Source organism: Enterococcus sp. FDAARGOS_375 (assembly GCF_002393265.1).
Taxonomy (GTDB): domain Bacteria; phylum Bacillota; class Bacilli; order Lactobacillales; family Enterococcaceae; genus Enterococcus_D; species Enterococcus_D innesii.
On sequence record NZ_CP023515.1, the window covers coordinates 1784935 to 1803265 of the forward strand.

The window sequence follows — 18331 nt, forward strand, 5'->3', positions numbered from 1 at the left end:
AAGAATCACTGCGATTGGCTCACGTAGTGAGACGTGCAACCTGCAACCCAGAAAACTGTACGTTGAGAAACGACCCAATATCACAAGAAGGCAAGAAACAAGTTTACGTAGCACCCGCAGCACAAATCAGCAAGTTTTGATTGGAGGATCATAATGAATCGACTATTTTCTTATGAAGGATGGTACTATCGGGTCTTTGCTTTTTTAGCAGATATGATCATTGTTAGTTTTCTCTTTATGATTCCAGCAATGACGCTGATTCTCGCAGGACCAGCATTGATCGCGCTGTATCAGACGATCGATCAATTGTACAAGGAACGGGATGTCCCGATTTGGCAGCGATACAAGCAAGCATTCTTAAGCAACCTCAAACGTGGGCTCTTCTTAGAAGGTCTTGGTATTGCGTATGTCGCAGTCTTTGCTGGGTTGATCTATTCCTTGATGATGATTACACCTTACTTTGGCGTTTTAGCCGTGATCCTCGTTAGCTTGGCTGCGCTGTATCTCGTCGTGTTCGTTCTCTTGTACAGCTTGTTTGCCCAATCATTGCAAGAAACAGCAAAAGAAACGGCGTATGCGGTTCTTAGCAGTACGGCGAATGCGATCATTTTATTGGTGATCCCCATTCTTGTCTTTGTATTGTGCAGCAAAGTGAACCTATTCTTATTTGTTTGTTTAGGGATCTCAGGCTCAGCCTTTGTCCAAGTGTTGTTTTTCAATAAAGTATTAGCGAAGGGGGAAGAGACAAATGACTGAATCCACAGCGACGGATCGATCCTATTTTTGGGCTTCGGTCCAACAAGAACTTGACACCCTTCCGCTAGCCTTTGAAAGAACCAAACAAGCGCCTTTGCTGAAAGGGATCGATTGTTTTACGATTTCTTTTCAAAGTCTTGGTAATGAAACGATCTATGGGCATCTGCTGCTGCCAGAACAAGCGGCAGATTGTCCAATCGTGATTGATTTTTTAGGCTATATGAATCATGTGCAAGAACCGTTCCAATTTGCTCATTGGTTATTGATCGGCTGCGGCTGTCTTGTCATCGACAATCGCGGGCAAGGGGGACGCACGCAAGATCAGGTTCCCTATGAAACCACGCAGCATGAAGCACCTTTTGGACGTGGCATCTTGAAAAAAGAAGATTTTTATATGAAGCGATTGGTCGCAGATAGTTTGCGCACACTAGAAGTCCTTCAACAGATACCGGAAATCGATCCACAGCGCATTATTTTAAGAGGCGGCTCACAAGGAGGCGGCATCGCCTTATTGGTCAACGCATTAACGAACGTCCCGATTTTTGCGACGTTTGCCGATGTGCCAAGCCACTCCAATCTTGTCCATCGGATCGAACAAAAAACAGGAAGTTACCAGGTGATTCAAGAGTATATCGAACAATTTCCAGAAACGCGGGAAACGATCTATCAAGTCATGAGTTATTTTGATTTGAAGTATTTTGCTCATCAGATAACTGGTCCTGTTTATACATCGGTCGGCAGTGCTGATCCCATCTGTCCCATGGAAGATTTCTTCGTTTCCTATAAAAAGATTCCTGGACCGAAAGAATTGCGTATTTACTTAAATAAAGGGCATGGCGGCGGCGAAGCGAAACAAATCCGACGTGAGATGCAGCAAATCACAAAATTACTCAAAGGAAATGAATGCAGATGAAAGCAGCAACCTACAATCTACGAGTCGATACCGACTATGACCAAGAATGGCAATGGCACTATCGATCGGAGGCGGTCTGCTCCTTGATCGATTACTACGACTGGGATGTTCTGGCGATCCAAGAAGCTCGTCCCAGCCAATTTGCAGATTTAGCAAAGTTAGCGCAGTATGCTTCCGTCACGGCTGAACGTGACGGGGATGGCTTAGGCGAAGGCATCGGGCTGTATTATCAAAAAGAGGCTTTCGAGTTATTAGATTCAGGTTCGTTTTGGTTGTCATTGACACCGACTGAACCAAGTATTCATCCAGAAGCTGCGTATTCACGCTTATGTGTTTGGGCAGTCTTGCAGGAAAAAAAGAATCCGCCGTTTCTTGCTATCACGACTCATTTAGATAATATTTCAGAAATGGCTCGTTTTGAAGGGATGAAAGTGATCCTTGAGCAGCTGGCAGATCAGATCGAACGCTATCCTGTATTGCTGATGGGCGACTTGAATGCGGAGCCAACGGAGCGGGTGCATCGGTACTTAGAGCGGCATTTTCAAAATGCCAAAGAACATGGGCAAAAGCCGCATCACGGACCCAAAGGCTCCTATCAAAATTTTATTTATACGTTACCATGGCAAGAATTAGAAGAAATTGATTATATCTATACGAAAGGCTTCACGGTGGTCAAAACCGCCTGTCTAACGGATTCTTGTGATCGTCGTTTTCCCTCCGATCATTTCCCTTTAGAAGCAGAAGTCCAATTTGAAGAAAGCAAAGGATGAATAAAAATGGAACAGCAGAAATTAACCGAACTACTTTCAGAAATGACCTTAGATGAAAAAATCGATCAGTTGCTGCAACTGGCAGCGGCTTTTTATTCAGATAAAGCAGAAGAGAAAACAGGTCCGATGGGCGACTTAGGACTGACACAAGAAAACATCAACAATGCGGGAACAACGCTAGGTGTTTCTGGTGCAAAAGAAGCGATCCGCGTCCAAAAAGAGTATATCGCCAATAACCGCTTGAATATCCCGACGATATTGATGGCGGACATCATTCACGGCTTTCGGACGATTTTCCCGATTCCATTAGGATTAGGTAGTTCGTGGGATTTGGCAGCAGCGGAGAAGATGGCGGAAGTATCTGCCAAAGAAGCAGCTGTTTCTGGCTTGCATGTGACCTTTTCGCCGATGGTGGACTTAGTAAGAGACCCACGTTGGGGCCGTGTCATGGAATCGACAGGGGAAGATCCTTACTTGAACAGTCGCTTCGCTGAAGCCTTTGTCAAAGGCTATCAAGGGGATGATCTGCGAACGGATTTCAACCGCGTGGCTGCGTGCGTCAAACATTTTGCGGCTTACGGTGCGGCTATCGGTGGTCGCGATTACAACACGGTCAATATGTCAGAACGTCAACTGCGAGAAAGTTATTTGCCAGGCTATAAAGCAGCCCTTGATGCTGGTGCCAAACTGGTGATGACTTCCTTCAATACGGTAGACGGCATTCCAGCAACGGCCAATCGCTGGCTTTTCCGCGATGTTTTGCGAGAAGAATTCGGGTTTGAAGGCGTTGTGATCTCTGACTGGGCAGCAATCAAAGAAGTGATCGCTCATGGCGCAGCGGAGGATGAAAAACATGCCGCTGAACTAGCCATCAAAGCTGGGGTCGATATCGAGATGATGACGACTTGCTACACCGATAACTTGAAAGAGTTGATCGCAGAAGGCACCGTTGAGGAAGCCTTAGTCGATGAAGCGGTGCTAAGAATCTTGACCTTAAAAAATGAGCTGGGGCTATTTGAAAATCCATACCGCGGCGCTGATGAAGCCGCTGAAGCAGCCACTGTTTTGTCTCAAGAACACCGAGAGATCGCCAGTGATATCGCAAAGAAATCAATGGTGTTGTTGAAAAATGAAGGTGTCCTGCCGTTGCAGAAAACCGAAAAAGTGGCGATTGTGGGCCCAGGTGCTCACTCCCGTGATCTATTAGGGGCTTGGTCTTGGCAAGGGAAACAAGAAGAAGTAGTGACCTTAGTGGAGGGTGCTCAAGCCTTGGGTGCGGATCTGTTGATTGGTCAAGAGCCCTTTGATTATTTTGCACCGTCTGAAGCGGCGATCCAAGAAGCGATCGAATTAGTGAAGGCAGCCGATAAAGTGGTCCTAGCACTAGGAGAGCAGGAATGGATGAGCGGCGAAGCTGCCAGCCGCAGCGACATTCGCTTGCCGCAAGCCCAATTGTCCTTGGTTGAAACCTTGAAAGAATACAACGAGCAATTGATCGTAACTCTCTATAACGGTCGTCCTCTTGATTTGCAAGGTGTGGATGCAGCCAAAGCGATCGTCGAGGCTTGGTTCCCTGGAACCGAAGGCGGAAACGCACTTGCTCAGATCCTGTGGGGAGAATACAATCCAAGCGGTCGCTTGAGTATGTCATTCCCAGAAACCGTTGGACAAGTTCCTGTGTATTACAACGTTGACAATACCGGTCGTCCTTATGAAAGTGCACCGGATGAAAAATATGTCTCAAAATATTTGGATGTCTCCAATTATGCCAAATATCCATTTGGGTTTGGCTTGAGTTATAGCCCAGTTGTATATTCTGCGGTGACGTTGGATCAGCCGACTATGACCAAAGATCAAACGGTCACAGCTTCCATCACGGTTACGAACCAAGGAACAGCAGCGGTCTGGGAAACGGTCCAATGCTACATTCGCGATTTAGTCGGTGAAGTGGTTCGCCCAGTGAAAGAACTGAAAGGCTTTAAGAAAATTTGGCTAGAGGCTGGCGAATCAGCAACCGTTCAATTTGAGATCACGGAAGAACTGCTGCGCTATGTTCACAGCAACCAACAAGCAAGCAGTGATCCAGGGGAATTCCACATCATGATTGGTGGGAACAGCCGAGACACCCAACAAACAACCCTGCAATTAGTTAGGTAAGATAGGAAGGTTTCTATGACGAAAAAAATAGTGATGAATAACGCAAATACGACCGTGACGTTTTTACCAAACGGTGATTTATATGAGATCCAAAGTCACGGTGTGATGATCAATCAGTTGAACGGAAATGCGCTAGATGGCAGTTTGAATCAAATCTATCTACGACTGCGTGAGGCGGGGGAATTGTCCTTTATTCCCTTGATCGGTTCAAATGCCGACAGTGCCTTTGTCTACTCAGACAAACAGCTGACCTGGACCGGGACGTATCAGTCAATCAATTACCAAGTTGATTTCCAATTGGCACAAGATTGCTGGTTCTGGCGGGTTCAATTGAGTGGTTCTGGGGAAGCGGAACTGGTTTACGGACAAGATCTTGGTAATGCCGCCAAAGGGGCTGTTCAATCCAATGAAGCCTATGTTTCGCAATATATCGACCATCATGTTAGCCATGATAAGGATCGCATCGTGCTTTCTTCGCGTCAAAATCAACCACAAAATGGTCAATTTCCATTGGTGGAACAGGGCAGCTTCCAAGCCTTAAAAGGCTTCTCGACGGATGGCTATCAATTTTTCGGTCGCAGCTACAAAGAAACAAATCAACCAGCTGCACTTAGCCAAGAAACGTTAGCCAATGAAGTGTATCAATACGAATTTGCCTATACGGCACTACAAACGCAATGGTTGACGGTAAGTGAGACGCCTACGGAAATCGTTTTTTACGCAGCGGTCAAAGCCAATCAAGCGACGGCAGTCAATGAACCGCAGTTTGCACTTGAAACGTTGAAAGAAACGTATCAAGCCTTGTCCTTCGACTCGTTGCAAGCAACGGCGCAGCCACGAAAAAACTTTGGTCAACCGCTCACAGGGCTGACATTTACCACAGAAGAAATCAACGAGCGATTTCCTCAGCAAGAAGCAGTGGAAAGCGTTGATAAGCAGCTGTATTCCTTTTTTACCCCTGACTATCACCATGTCGTGTTGAAGGAAAAGGAAGGACAGATGGAACGCTCCCATGGACATATTTTGATGAGCGGACAAGATCTGATCGTCGATCAACCCATTTTGAGCACGACCGTTTACATGACGGGGATGTTTAACTCCCAAATCGTATTAGGCAATACGAACATGAACAAATTGTTGAGCAATAGCCGCAACTCATTGAATCTTTTCAAACGTTCCGGTCAGCGGATCTGTTTGAAAGACGGCGATCAATGGCGGATTTTAACGATGCCATCTGCCTTTGAAATGGGCTTGAATTCGGCAACGTGGTACTACAAAACAGCGGATGATGTCATTCAAGTAACGACCTTCACGAAAGCAAATGGACGCACGATTGCAACGACCATCACTAGTGAACAAGGTCGTGCCTACACCTGGGCCATCACTAATCAATTTGTGATGGGGATCGATGAAGCTGCACCGACTGCTACCATTTCGCAAGATCAACAATTGCTCACCATCAAAGGAACAGCGGATTCACCGATTGCGGAAACTTATCCAGAATTGACATATTATCTCCATGCGGCTCAACTTTTCGAACTGACCGATGAAACGATTTTCAATGTGGCAGCCGACGATAGCACGACCGTATTGACCTTTGCAGAACAGGCGACGGTTTCCTTCGTGATCCAAGGCACACTGACTGGTGAACCATTTGTTTCCGAAACATTAGATCGCCAGCAAGAAGACACTGCCTATAAGGCCTTTGTCGATGATTTGTTGAATCAGTTTGAATTGAAACATTCGCAGGCGGACGTTACATCCTTCAATCACTTGGCACGTTGGTACACCCACAATATGCTTGTTCATTACTTGTCTCCTCATGGTCTTGAACAGTACGGTGGTGCTGCTTGGGGGACTCGAGACGTTTCCCAAGGACCGACTGAGTATTTCTTAGCACTTAATCGTCCTGAGATGGTGGCGTCCATCATCGAGCATTTGTTTGAAAATCAATTTGCAGATGACGGCAACTGGCCACAATGGTTTATGTTTGATCGCTATGAGAAACAAAAAGCCGATGAGAGCCACGGAGATGTGATCGTCTGGCCAATGAAAGTCGTTAGTGACTATCTCGAAAAAACTAAAGATTTCGCGATTTTGGAAAAAGAACTGCCTTATACGGATCGCGCAACCTTCTTGAAAACCAAGACCAAAGCTTCTTTGTTTGATCATTTGAAAAAAGAAGTGGCGTATATCGAAGCGAACTTCTTGGAAGGAACGTACCTGTCTTGTTATGGTGATGGCGATTGGGATGACACCTTGCAGCCAAATAACAGTAAGTTGAAGAAACAAATGGCCAGCAGCTGGACCGTTGCCTTGACCTACGAAGTATTAAAAAAATTAGCCAGCCAGTTGCAGTCGGTTGACCCAGAGTATGCCAAACATTTAACAGAACTGTCTGCGGGCATCAAACACGACTTTGAAAAATACATGTTAGCTGATGGCACTTTGCCAGGATTTGTCTATATGGAAGATAGCGAGCACGTGGAACTGATGGTCCATCCGACTGACAAGAAAACCGGTATCCAATACCGCTTGCTGCCGATGCAGCAAAGCATGATCGGTGAGCTGTTATCTCCCGAACAAGCCGATCATCATGTGGCGATCATCAAGGAGCATTTGCAATTTCCAGATGGGGTGCGTTTGATGAATCGTCCAGCGACTTATGCGGGTGGTGTCAGCACCAATTTCAAGCGAGCAGAACAAGCAGCCAACTTTGGACGAGAAATCGGTTTGCAGTACGTTCACGCCCACATCCGCTTTACCGAAGCGATGGCGAAATTAGGTCGCGAAGAAGAGACTTGGCAAGCGCTTGGGGTCATCAATCCAATCCAGATCGCTCAACGGGTCGAAAACGCGGAGATCCGTCAAGCAAATGCGTATTTCAGCAGTTCTGATGGCGATTTCAAAACAAGGGTTGAAGCCCAAGAAAATTTTGGTAAACTTAAGGAGGCAGCAGTCGGCGTCAAAGGCGGCTGGCGCATCTATTCTAGTGGTCCAGGGATCTATATGAATCAGTTGATCAGCAATGTGCTAGGCATTCGTACCTTTGTTGATCATGTTGAACTTGATCCTGTCTTGCCAGCGGAGTTAGCAGGATTGACTCTGACATATCGACTCTTTGATCGGCCAGTCGAAATCGTCTATCATTCGGCAAGTACGCCGAAAGTATTGATCAACGGGGAAGAAATATCCACTGAGTTTGCGGAAAATCGCTACCGTCAAGGTGCGTTTGTCCTGAAGAAAGCAGCACTTTGCGCCAAACTAAACGAAAACCACACCAATACGATCGATATTTATCGTTAAGAAAGGAGAAGCCATGGTAGGAATCAAAGATATTGCCCAAAAAGCGGGTGTCTCCATATCCACCGTTTCGTATGCATTGAATGGCAGTCCAAAAGTGACCGAGGAAACCCGCGCGCGGATTCAAGCGATCGCAAACGAATTGAACTATGTTCCGAACATGGCTGCTCGCACACTGAAACGCAGACAAACCAACATCATCGGTGTTTATCTCGCCGATTATGCCGGAAGTTTTTATGGGGAATTGCTAGATGGCATCAAGAAAGGGTTGGAACTTTTCGGCTATGAAATGATCGTCTGCAGCGGCAAGAAATCACACTTGTTTATTCCTGAGCGGATGGTGGACGGTGCCATCATTTTGGATTGGACGTTTCCAGCAAAGGAAATCGAGCAATACGCCCAACGAGGACATCAAATCGTCGTGTTAGACCGTGTCTTGTCTCATGAAAATATCCATCAAGTCTTGTTAGACAATAAAGGAGGGGCGGCGCTGGCGATCGATCGCTTGATCGCTGGACAAAGCCAAAAAGTCTTCCTCTTAGCAGGGCCAGAAAAAGGCTACGACAGTCGGGAGCGGCTAGACGCTAGTACGAAAGAATTGACGCGCTTTGGTATTCCTTATGAAGTGATTCCTGGTGACTTCACGGAACCTTCTGGCTATCGCGCAGCAAAACAGCTCTTAGCAAATGATCCCCAGTTTCCCATTGATATCTTTGCCTTCAATGATGAAATGGCGATCGGGGTCTACAAATATGTCCGCGAGACCGACTTTCGCATCGGGAAAGAAATTCGCATTATCGGGTTTGATAACACGGAGCTAGGCGCTTTTGTGCAGCCGCGCTTAGCGACGATCTCCTATTCGAAACATCGATGGGGCATGGTGGCAGCTGAGAAAATCGTACAATCGATCCAAGGGGAACCAGTGGCGGATGAGCATATTTATACCACTTTTGTGGATGGTGGATCATTTATTTAATCGATCCAATAAAGGAAAAATAGTTGAAAAAGGAATGGTGAAATGGGGAGGATTTTATCTTACAGAACATACCAAAGCAATTGATAGAGAAAGAACTATTGAAAGAAGTAAACCAATTCAAAAGTTCCAGATGGATGTTAATGAGATCGCCGAAACTTTAAATCAGGCAACACTCAAGAACAAATCAGTAGCTATCTAAATTGAAGCGCATGATCGAGATGGGAATTACTTTCCTGATATAGTTGGCCATATTTAGGGGGCATGATGAACTAGAAATATTTGTTGGTGGTAATAAGGTTGGCTATGATAAAATTAGGAATATTAAAATAGCTAACATAACCAAGTGGTCGGACAAAAGTAACCTCTTATAAAAAGTACTCACAAATTATTAAATTATATTAGCGATAATTATTTAAAGCTAGCTTTCTGATATAATAGTTTGTAAAGGAGTGCTAAGATGATTAACTTTTTAAAAGGTTTAAAAATAAGAATCCTATATATATATTCAATGATTTCGCTACTTATAGGTGTCTATTTAAGTGTAAATTGGATTCCTGTAAGCGTTGAAGGACTAAGCAAATCCCAAAAACAGGAGCTTTTAAGAGAAGGATCAATCAACTGGGAACTTGGTGTAGTTTTTAAGGTATTAGCCCTGATACTTTTCTTGGGTGCACTAGTAAAATCCATTATATATATCTTAAACAAAAAGAGATAAGCGTAAAGCTCATCTCTTTTTATACTATCTAGAAACTTCGTGGATCACTTCGATTTTATAAGGAATGATAAATCCTGCTCTTTGCATTGCGTAACAATAATTGTTTCCAAATCCCACCTCGAAGTTGCCATCATAACCATTTAGCTCCCATTTGAAATCAAATATATCCGTAACCTTTACTTGAGTCCAATAATTTCCATTGGCTTGTTTCTTATAAGTTACTGTGTAACTAACTCCACGTAATGCTGTGTGAAGTTGGCCGCTTAGAAATGTATAACTTCCTGAGAAAGAACCAGATTTTTTACCTGTAGAAAATGCTTCTTTTTTAAGTCTAGAATAATAAGCGGTCATTAACTCCTCGCCGTCTACAGTCTTTGCCCAGCTATCGTTTTTATTAACATATGTCGAAGGTTTCCATGTTGGATTCCAATAGTAATTCTCAGCAGAAATAATGGCGTGCTTCATATAAGCAGCAGTCTGATTGTGACCTTTTTTCTTAACCATTGATATACCTTTATTATATGCAGCAATTGCAGCCGCATAAACTGGATTTGCAGGAGTTACCGATGATCTAGCACCTATCTTAGACTTTGGTTCAACATAAAAAGGATCAACTGATTCGGCAACGTCCGCTTTATACTCTTCCAACAATGCATCTTGTTCGGCATCATAGGAATTTAAAACTGTTAAACTCTCATTTAAAGATGCGTTGAACTCTTCAGCACTATCAGAATCTTCAAACATTCTAATTACACCATCAATATAATCTCTATTGGACTCTTCATTGGATATTGCCTCATTAATTAATGATTGATTAGTTTCATTTATCTCAAAACCATTCTCATCTGCATAACCATTTATTTGACCAAAACTTAAAACTGATATACTAAACACTACACTAATTAAAAACTTCTTCATTGTTTTAATCTCCTTTTTAATTATTATTTTACTAACAAATTTAATATACCATACTATAATATATAAAAACATTTTTAAGTTATATTTATATCTTGACAATTTTGTAATATGTAGGAAAGGATGTAAAATTGAACAAAATTGAATACAATAATATGCAAGTAAATCTTCGTTCTTTGCGGCACAAACTTGATTTTCAATGCATAATATTCGTTATTCTGTATTATTAAAAAAGGAACATAATAGGGTATTTATGAAAAAAGTATAAAAATATTAGGGTTTATCTTGTTGGTTATAATTGGATTTGTAGGGGGCTATTTTCTATCTGTAGATCCAGCTAAAGACTTCTATGGTGATTGGTATGGTGCTGCTAACGAGGGGAATGAGAGTTTTCTTTTAGAATAGATAAAGAAAAAAATAATCGATTATGGAAATGATGATTATAATTCACCTGGTTTTCCTTACACAGTGAAAAAGTCTGAAAATGGATTTTATATTGAAGTGTCTGATGATGAGCTAAAAATTATTTTTCCCGAATTAATAAACTTTAAGTATAAAAACAATATGACATTTTTCCTGAATGATGATGAAGAATCAATTGAGTACTTTGTGGCTATAGATGGTTTTTTGAATAATGTAAAACTACATAAAACATCCTTTGAAGATTCGTATAACAAAACCGAAGAGTCAACCTCACAAAGTCTAATAGCAAGTGAAACAGAAACTTCTTACAGTTCTTTGCTTAATGAAACTCATTCATCAGAAACGACATCATCAATTGATTCTCCAAAAGTATCAGATCTAAGTGAAAAAATTGATTTATTTATTGCGAATTATACGTCAATTCCACCAGATTAGATTATGGAAAAGGAACTTGATGGAATTACAATAAGAGCAACAAACTTTACTGCAACAAATGAAGCCGAGGCATCATCTATTCAGTATCATTTGCTAATGGAGAGGCAACATCTTGCAACGATGTATACGCACAAGTCATTGGAGAATAATAGCTATTTTCAATAGAGGCTAATATGCAAAAAGATAAATCTGAGCAGGATGAAACTCATTCTAGCTCAGATTTTTTTGAATATTACTTTCCTTGTTTTGTATTCATATTTGATAGAATCATTCATACCACTTATCGTCCTCTTAGTTTGTTTATTTTGTCCTGATTTAATCATATTAGAGAACGATATGTTTTTTAATATCTAAAACGAAAATGGGGCTGAAGAATCAATTCTGATTCATCAGTCCCATAAATTATAGAGCCTTTCTTGCGGCTTTCTTTTATGGGCTTTTGTCACAGTCTCTTTTTTGCGTTATTTCAAAAATAACTTTAATTATTTTATCGAAATCAGTGATTTATAAAAAAAATAATATTTTTTATTTTGTTATTTTATATGTACTGATTTTTTTAAATAACGTTTTTTATTCATTTTTTGATTATAACATTATCATTATCTACAGAGAGAAGATGGGAAGCGTTCTTTTAACTTATCATTTTTGGGAGATAGAAAAGCTTTTTTCTTCACGGGATTTTGTCAAATATTTTATCTTTTTATTTATTTTTCTCATCTTAATTTAATTGTTGGTGTTGATTTATCCCTCGTTTTTTGTATTATTTATGAAGGAGAAAAGCAGTTTTTCGAAAAGAATCGATGATTCATCCTGATAATTTGCGATTTTTTCAATCGATGAGTAACAGATAGCTGTAAGATGTGGAAGTTACTAAAATTGGAATTATGAAAAAACAATTATAATCATAATTTTGAACGGGAGAAAAAAAGAATTACAATTCTCTTCCTTCAAATCGCTAAACTAAGAGTTGTAACACATGGCGTGCACTGCGCGATACGTTAATTTTTTAAGATAGGAGGGATAAAGTGAAACGGTTTTTAACATCTTTACTTGTTTTTCTACTAACATCAGGTCCGTGTTTTTCATATGCAATGGTAGTGGCACAAGCCGAAAGTGTTACAAAAACAAGTGAAGAACAAAGTACGTCTTCTGCTGACTTTGTCATTTCATCGATCGACAGTCTGGAAGAGACGAACGGAACGGAAATGCAAGCATCTAGCGAACCTGCTTCGACAGATTCTACAGAAGCAACTGCGAAGACATCTTCGTCAGAGACCGAAGAGTCATCTGAAGCCGTAGAAGAAGTACAATTGACTTTTTTGACAGATACTGAGCATGTATTTGCTACTGGGGAAACCAGCATTCAGGTCAGCAAAAACATAGGGGAAGCAATAGAAAAAAGTGAACTACCAGTTTTTGAGGATGATACTGATTTTGAAGGATGGGCGTTAGACGGGACAGTTTACACGAGCCAAGCGTTGACTGAATTGATTTTCACGGAGAATCAAACCTTAACTGCTGTTTTTAAACCGACTGTTAAGGCAAGAGCAGCGAACATCTCGTTAGCAGAACAATCGATCAAAGAGATCATTGCAGAAGCCGATAAAACGAAAGTGATCGCTGTACCAAGTCCAGCTGGAGATGGTTTAGCATATGCGGAATATACCAATAGTGCTGAAGGGATTCGTCAAGCGTTGTTTGATATGTATCAAAACGGCAATGGCCAAGAATTTGCTTTGTATGTCGGCTCTGGCTCAGCTTTAACGACTTTGCCAACAAATCTGACTTCAAAGACGATTCCAGACACAGTCGATAATACAAACATGACTTTTTATGCACTACAAGGAAAAATCAGTCGCTTGATCATCACAGGACATAGTGATGATCCCATCACAGATGCAACAACGTTGACTTCGGGTAGTCGAACCGTTCCTTTTGGTACGGACATCTACTTCGGTTCTGATGTAGTGATTCGAAACCTCAACTATACGGGTACGAGAATGTACATGAATGGGCATAGTCTTTCCTTGAACGGTGGTTCCACCGGCAATGGCCTTGCTATTTATGGGGGAAGCAACAATGGCGACCTTACTGGAAACCCGACGATCACGCTAAATGCGACAGGTTCAGGAACTTGGAACATCTATGGTGGGAATCAAAGCGGTGGTACGTTGACCGGGAATACAGAGATTGTCGTAAATAATACGGTGGGTGGCATCAGTACGATTGCAGGAGGTGCCAATATCGGTACGATTGATGGGAATACCAACGTTACCATCAATCGACTAAATGGCACCCTGACTAATTATTATGGGGGCGGTCTCGGAACCAGTACTTCAAATACAGCTAATGTTACCGGTAATGTCGCAACAGTCTTTCAAACAACGAACACCAATTTCCGTTTAGGAACCTATTATGGCGGTGTTCAATACGGGAACATTGGTGGAACAGTCAACAATACTGTCACAGGAGTTGGTGGTTGGACCGGCACAGGATTGAATTATTATGGTGGTTCCAGAGAAGGAAATATTGGACAGACACGAGAGCAAACAGCGATTACGAACCACGTAGACACTAGTGCCTATTCTACAGGAGCAGCCTATTTTATTGGTGCCAATCGAACCAATGGAACGATTACTGGGAGTATTGAAAATACGATTAAAGCAGGTGACTACAATCAAGGGTCATTCAATCGTGTCGATGGCGGAGCAGGAATGGACGTGAGTGTTACAAGTCTGCAAACTGGATCCGATAGTGTGTATGACGCGATGACACCGGCAGATCGCCGAGCTTATGCTGAAACCACTGCTCGCTTTAAAGTATACGGCGATATTACGACGAAAATCCTAGAAGGCTGTGTCAGTTATGGAGGAGACAACTTATCCTATACGCGGGCAGCTGGGTATGGTGGATTTATTGACGGTAGCACAACTGTCGAGGTCGGCGTATTAAATGATTCTCGCACGGTCGGTGGTCCTGGATTCGTCTACAGTTATGGGGGACGATCTTATAAAGATGGTATTGCCTATTCAAATAGCTTGAATTCACGAGCAAATGGTGTCGGAACGTTTGATATCGTAGGCGGAGGCGGTACCAATGGTGTGCAAGCAACCAACCTTTATATTTATGGGGATACCAAAACAGTCCTAAACAATGTAGTCGCTCGTTGGACCTATGGTGGTGGTTTTTCAGGAATCATCGAGGGAAACACAGCAAACATCTTGAATGGCGGGATCGTTGATACGTTGGAAGGTGCAGGATATACCGGTAAACGTGTATTCGGTGATTCACATGCTGAAGTAAATTACGGCCAAGTCGACTGGTTTCTCAGTGGCGGCGGTTGGGGGGATGCCAAAATTACTGGGAACGTTTCAGTGACTGTTCATGATGGTATCATCAATGCCTCAATGGGGGCCTCGTATGGATATTTTTCAGGACACACGATCAATGGAAATTCTGATAATCGAATTTACGGCGGAGATTTTTCTGGAACACCTCGGACAGGTCCAAGTGCTTTTTCTGGAGGAATCACGAATGCAGGTTCGCTGCTAGGGGATGCCCAATTAACAATCGACCTAAGGGACTATGAAGGGGAATTTAAGCTTCCTTCTGGAACGAACATCTCAGGCGGTAATCCGTTTAACAGTACGAATATCGTTGGGACCGATAGCTCCAATACGATTACATTGAACATATATACAAAACCGGGATCAGATGCGCTGAATGGGGCAACGATCTATGGTGATGGTGGTTCAACGGCCGCCAACACAAGAAGCGGTAAAATCAATATTAATATACAAGCAGAAGGATCAAGTATCGGTAACTTGTATACAACAAATTATTCAAACATTTCTTCAAATCGAATTTTGAGAGATGTCGAGATGCGGGTTCAAGGAGCCAAAAGTATCAATGGGATCTCAGGCGGAAACGCGTCAGATAACTTTACTAATACGATCGTAGCCAACAGCAGTAATCAAGTGAAGATGAGCTTTGGTGAAAATGTCGATGGGACAGCTTCTTACCAAACTGATCCGATCGCTGTGACGGGTCTGGGGATCGTCAACTTTACCGAATTGAACGTGACAAACGGCATCAAGCTAATGGCCAATGGGGGAGACATCAAAAATGGTCGTTCAGCCACTGCTGCCAATCACGCAACGACCTATCATCAGTTCGGCGATATCCATCTTTCTAAAAATGCCGGTATCGGTATTTCTTCCGCAACGAATTTGATTTCAGGAGCGAAGTTAACGGTGGAAGACGAAGGGACGATCGAATCGCCGCCGGGAACGGGGCGAATCAATCTCTCAGATTTCGCAACACCAGATACGGATAAAGATCATTTAACATGGCTGAAAACGACGACCAATGATGCAGGTTCTCGAGTTAATAGTCAAGGAACGTGGTTTGGTGTGGTTAGTGCTTACCAAGTGTTGACCATAAATCCAACTGCTGCTAATGCGGCAGCGATCACCCCAATCAATTTCAGTGGGATCGAAAAAGCGACTGGGAAAACCTTCATTGGGGACAACGATGTCACCAATGCAGGCAACGGGTACGGTATTGCGATACCAGGTTCGATCATTAACTACGAAGTTGAAACACCGGGAGTCGCGAACGGGATCGGGGCTATTAGTCACAATGTAACGGCAGTCAAAGAGAACAATACACCGCTCACCTTGCAAGCCTGGGGGACGGAGCAAGCAGGGACACAAGTGCAAAAAGGGCGTTTGTTGATTCCTTATACGGTAACGGAATTGCCAACATTGACGTTTACACCAGAAACCCAAACGTCCGGTTCATGGTTATATGCCGGTCAAATCAAATCCAGCAAGCTAGATAGCACGGATCAGCAGTTGACGGAACAACCAGATTCAGAACCAGTTGATTGGACGAGTCCTGATGGGGAGTATAGTTACGATATCAGTGTCCGCTACTCAAATAAGGCGGAAGTTCAAGCCCGCAATGTGATCCTTACAGAACAAGAGGCACAATCGCTGACCAAAGAACAAGCCGTGACATATCTCGAAGCCAGCGGGCGTCCTTTCTTTAAGGACACGCTGACAGAAGAGGTCTTAGCTGCAATTCAAGAACCGTTAGAAACAGCGGTCTATCGCAAACAAGCGATCACTTTCTCGGTAGGTGAAAACGATCAGAATCAGGCAGAAACCACCGTTAATTTGGTGGTGGTCAAAAATGAAAGTGTCATTTCTGATGACCGGCAATTTGCCGTCTATGCAAAAGATGTCCGTTTGACCTTACCGGAAGCAACGGCGCTGGCCGATGAAGCAGCTCTGGCAGACTATACCCAAGCAACTACGATTTTTGCAGATAATCGCGAAAATGTACCACCGACTGTCGATCCGCAAGCTTTTACCGCGATCCAACAAGCAACGGAAGATGAGTTGTTGAAAAATGTGTCAACGGCTTACCATTATGAAGCAGGGAGTCAACGGGCAGAAAAAGTCGTCAATGTCGCAGTTGCCGGCGAGCTTGTTTTAAGCAGTGTGCCGACAGCCTTTGATTTTGGACAACAGAAAGTTGCCACAGAAACACAAGATTATTGGCCAACGATCACAGGAGAACTAGCGGTGAAAGATACGAGAGGATCCGAACGAAGTCCATGGCGCTTGACGGTCAAAGAGCAACAGCCATTAACGGATGGAACAGATCAATTAACCAATGTCTTCCGCTCTGTGAAAAACGGTCAAGAACAGATGATAACTAGTGGGGAAATGATCATCGAGGAAACGGAATTGACAGAAAATGGCACTTACGTCGTGAATCAGCACTGGGGCGAAAGTGAAAATGAAGGCATCAAACTTACCGTTCCAGTCGAACAGCAAAAAGTTGGGGACTATCAAGGAACCTTGAGCTGGCAGCTGGTTTCGGCACCTGGCAACCCATAAAGGCAGGAAAACAAATGAAAAAAATCATGATCGGTGTTATTACTGGCTATCTATTATTGTTCCCTCAACTCGTTTCAGCAGCCGAAGCAGGTGCCTATGACAGCAATGGTGTCACTTCCTTTTTCGGCGTCTATGAAGAACCCGTTGAGGAGCCAGAAGAGCCCATAAAAGAACAACCAGGGAATAAACAAGTTAATCAAAAAGGCAACAATATTTTGCCAGCAACAGGGTCAGATCACTTTAATCGCTATCAAAGCAGTGGTCTTGTCGTTTTGTTGGCAGTAGGAATCATTTTAATCAAAAGGAGAACAAAAAATGAAAAAACTTTTCTTGACGGCAGGCATTCTATTGATGAGCACTGCACTGTTACCAACAGCCGTTAATGCCGCTGAATACACATCAAATGGGGCAATTACTTTTGAAGCAGACCCGAATCCAACGAATCCAGTCGACCCGACCGATCCAGAAAAACCAGTTGATCCTGTCGATCCAACCGATCCCGATGGACCAAACCCTGGAACAGCTGGACCACTATCGATTGATTTTGCTTCAAGTTTTCAATTTGGCAACCAACTGATCACTTCTGAAACAAAAGATTATTACGCACAGCTACAAGAGTTCACAGCTGGCGCTGCTGGACCAAACTATGTGCAAGTAACTGATAAACGAGGAACACAAGAAGGTTGGTCATTGAGCGTTGTGCAAAATGGACAATTCAAAACGGCTGATGACGAAGAACTGGTAGGCGCTTCATTATCGATCGCCTCTGGCGCTACAACTTCGGTCACCGATATGCAATACGCACCAACGGTTACGGCAAGTCATACCTTTGTACCAGATAGTGAAGTCACATTGGTCAACGCACCTGTTGGAAAAGGAATGGGGACTTGGATCTACAAGTTTGGGAACGATGCCACCGAAGGATCAACGGCAGTAAAATTAAACGTGCCAGGTAGTTCTGTAAAATTGGCCAAAGAGTATCGGACGACATTGACTTGGAATTTAAAAAATGTCCCAGATAATATCGGTAGTAATTAAGAAACGATCTTTAAAATAAAA

General features: G+C 43.0%; 13 protein-coding genes. 12 read left to right on the plus strand and 1 reads right to left on the minus strand.

The genetic code is table 11. From position 1 onward, the window contains the following. Positions 1-153 precede the first annotated feature (153 nt). From CO692_RS09695 to CO692_RS09730, 8 genes are all read left to right on the plus strand, one after another. Positions 154-756 (plus strand): DUF624 domain-containing protein, encoded by a 603-nt coding sequence (locus CO692_RS09695; protein ID WP_096742130.1) that lies wholly within the window; start codon positions 154-156, stop codon positions 754-756. After that, positions 749-1669: an acetylxylan esterase gene (locus CO692_RS09700; RefSeq protein ID WP_016609538.1), complete on the plus strand. Its 921-nt coding sequence runs from the start codon at positions 749-751 to the stop codon at positions 1667-1669. Before CO692_RS09695 ends, CO692_RS09700 begins: the two co-directional genes overlap by 8 nt. Continuing rightward, the gene (locus CO692_RS09705; protein WP_096742131.1) at positions 1660-2439 is read left to right on the plus strand and encodes an endonuclease/exonuclease/phosphatase family protein; all 780 of its coding nucleotides are present in this window, start codon (positions 1660-1662) and stop codon (positions 2437-2439) included. The genes CO692_RS09700 and CO692_RS09705 overlap by 10 nt, the downstream gene beginning before the upstream one ends. Before the next feature lie 6 nt (positions 2440-2445). Further along, a complete protein-coding gene (locus CO692_RS09710) occupies positions 2446-4596 on the plus strand; it encodes a glycoside hydrolase family 3 N-terminal domain-containing protein (protein WP_096742132.1) in 2151 nt (716 codons plus the stop codon). 15 nt (positions 4597-4611) lie between these two features. Further along, the gene (locus tag CO692_RS09715) at positions 4612-7902 is read left to right on the plus strand and encodes a GH36-type glycosyl hydrolase domain-containing protein (protein ID WP_096742133.1); all 3291 of its coding nucleotides are present in this window, start codon (positions 4612-4614) and stop codon (positions 7900-7902) included. A gap of 13 nt (positions 7903-7915) precedes the next feature. Next, a complete protein-coding gene (locus tag CO692_RS09720) occupies positions 7916-8875 on the plus strand; it encodes a LacI family DNA-binding transcriptional regulator (RefSeq protein WP_096742134.1) in 960 nt (319 codons plus the stop codon). Positions 8876-8909: 34 nt separating this feature from the next. Continuing rightward, positions 8910-9074 carry a hypothetical protein gene (locus CO692_RS17920; RefSeq protein ID WP_221887451.1) on the plus strand — a complete coding sequence of 55 codons (165 nt, stop codon included), beginning with the start codon at positions 8910-8912 and terminating at the stop codon, positions 9072-9074. A 258-nt stretch (positions 9075-9332) separates the two neighbouring features. Then, entirely contained in the window at positions 9333-9590 is a 258-nt protein-coding gene (locus CO692_RS09730) for a hypothetical protein (protein WP_008376271.1), read from the plus strand. Between the two features lie 24 nt (positions 9591-9614). Here the strand turns inward: CO692_RS09730 and CO692_RS09735 are convergent, their stop codons facing one another. Continuing rightward, positions 9615-10508, minus strand: a complete 894-nt coding sequence (locus tag CO692_RS09735; RefSeq protein WP_096742136.1) for a hypothetical protein — start codon at positions 10506-10508, stop codon at positions 9615-9617. A gap of 465 nt (positions 10509-10973) precedes the next feature. Between CO692_RS09735 and CO692_RS09740 the strand changes: the two genes are divergently transcribed. The 4 genes from CO692_RS09740 (at position 10974) to CO692_RS09760 (ending at position 18310) form a co-directional block, all read left to right on the plus strand. Continuing rightward, a complete protein-coding gene (locus CO692_RS09740; protein WP_096742137.1) occupies positions 10974-11363 on the plus strand; it encodes a hypothetical protein in 390 nt (129 codons plus the stop codon). 1025 nt (positions 11364-12388) lie between these two features. Then, positions 12389-17272, plus strand: a complete 4884-nt coding sequence (locus CO692_RS09750; protein ID WP_226818095.1) for a hypothetical protein — start codon at positions 12389-12391, stop codon at positions 17270-17272. A 14-nt stretch (positions 17273-17286) separates the two neighbouring features. Next, complete coding sequence (locus tag CO692_RS09755; RefSeq protein ID WP_096742139.1) at positions 17287-17655, plus strand: LPXTG cell wall anchor domain-containing protein; 369 nt, start codon at positions 17287-17289, stop codon at positions 17653-17655. Then, positions 17588-18310 carry a WxL domain-containing protein gene (locus tag CO692_RS09760; RefSeq protein WP_223079608.1) on the plus strand — a complete coding sequence of 241 codons (723 nt, stop codon included), beginning with the start codon at positions 17588-17590 and terminating at the stop codon, positions 18308-18310. Before CO692_RS09755 ends, CO692_RS09760 begins: the two co-directional genes overlap by 68 nt. Positions 18311-18331 lie beyond the last annotated feature (21 nt).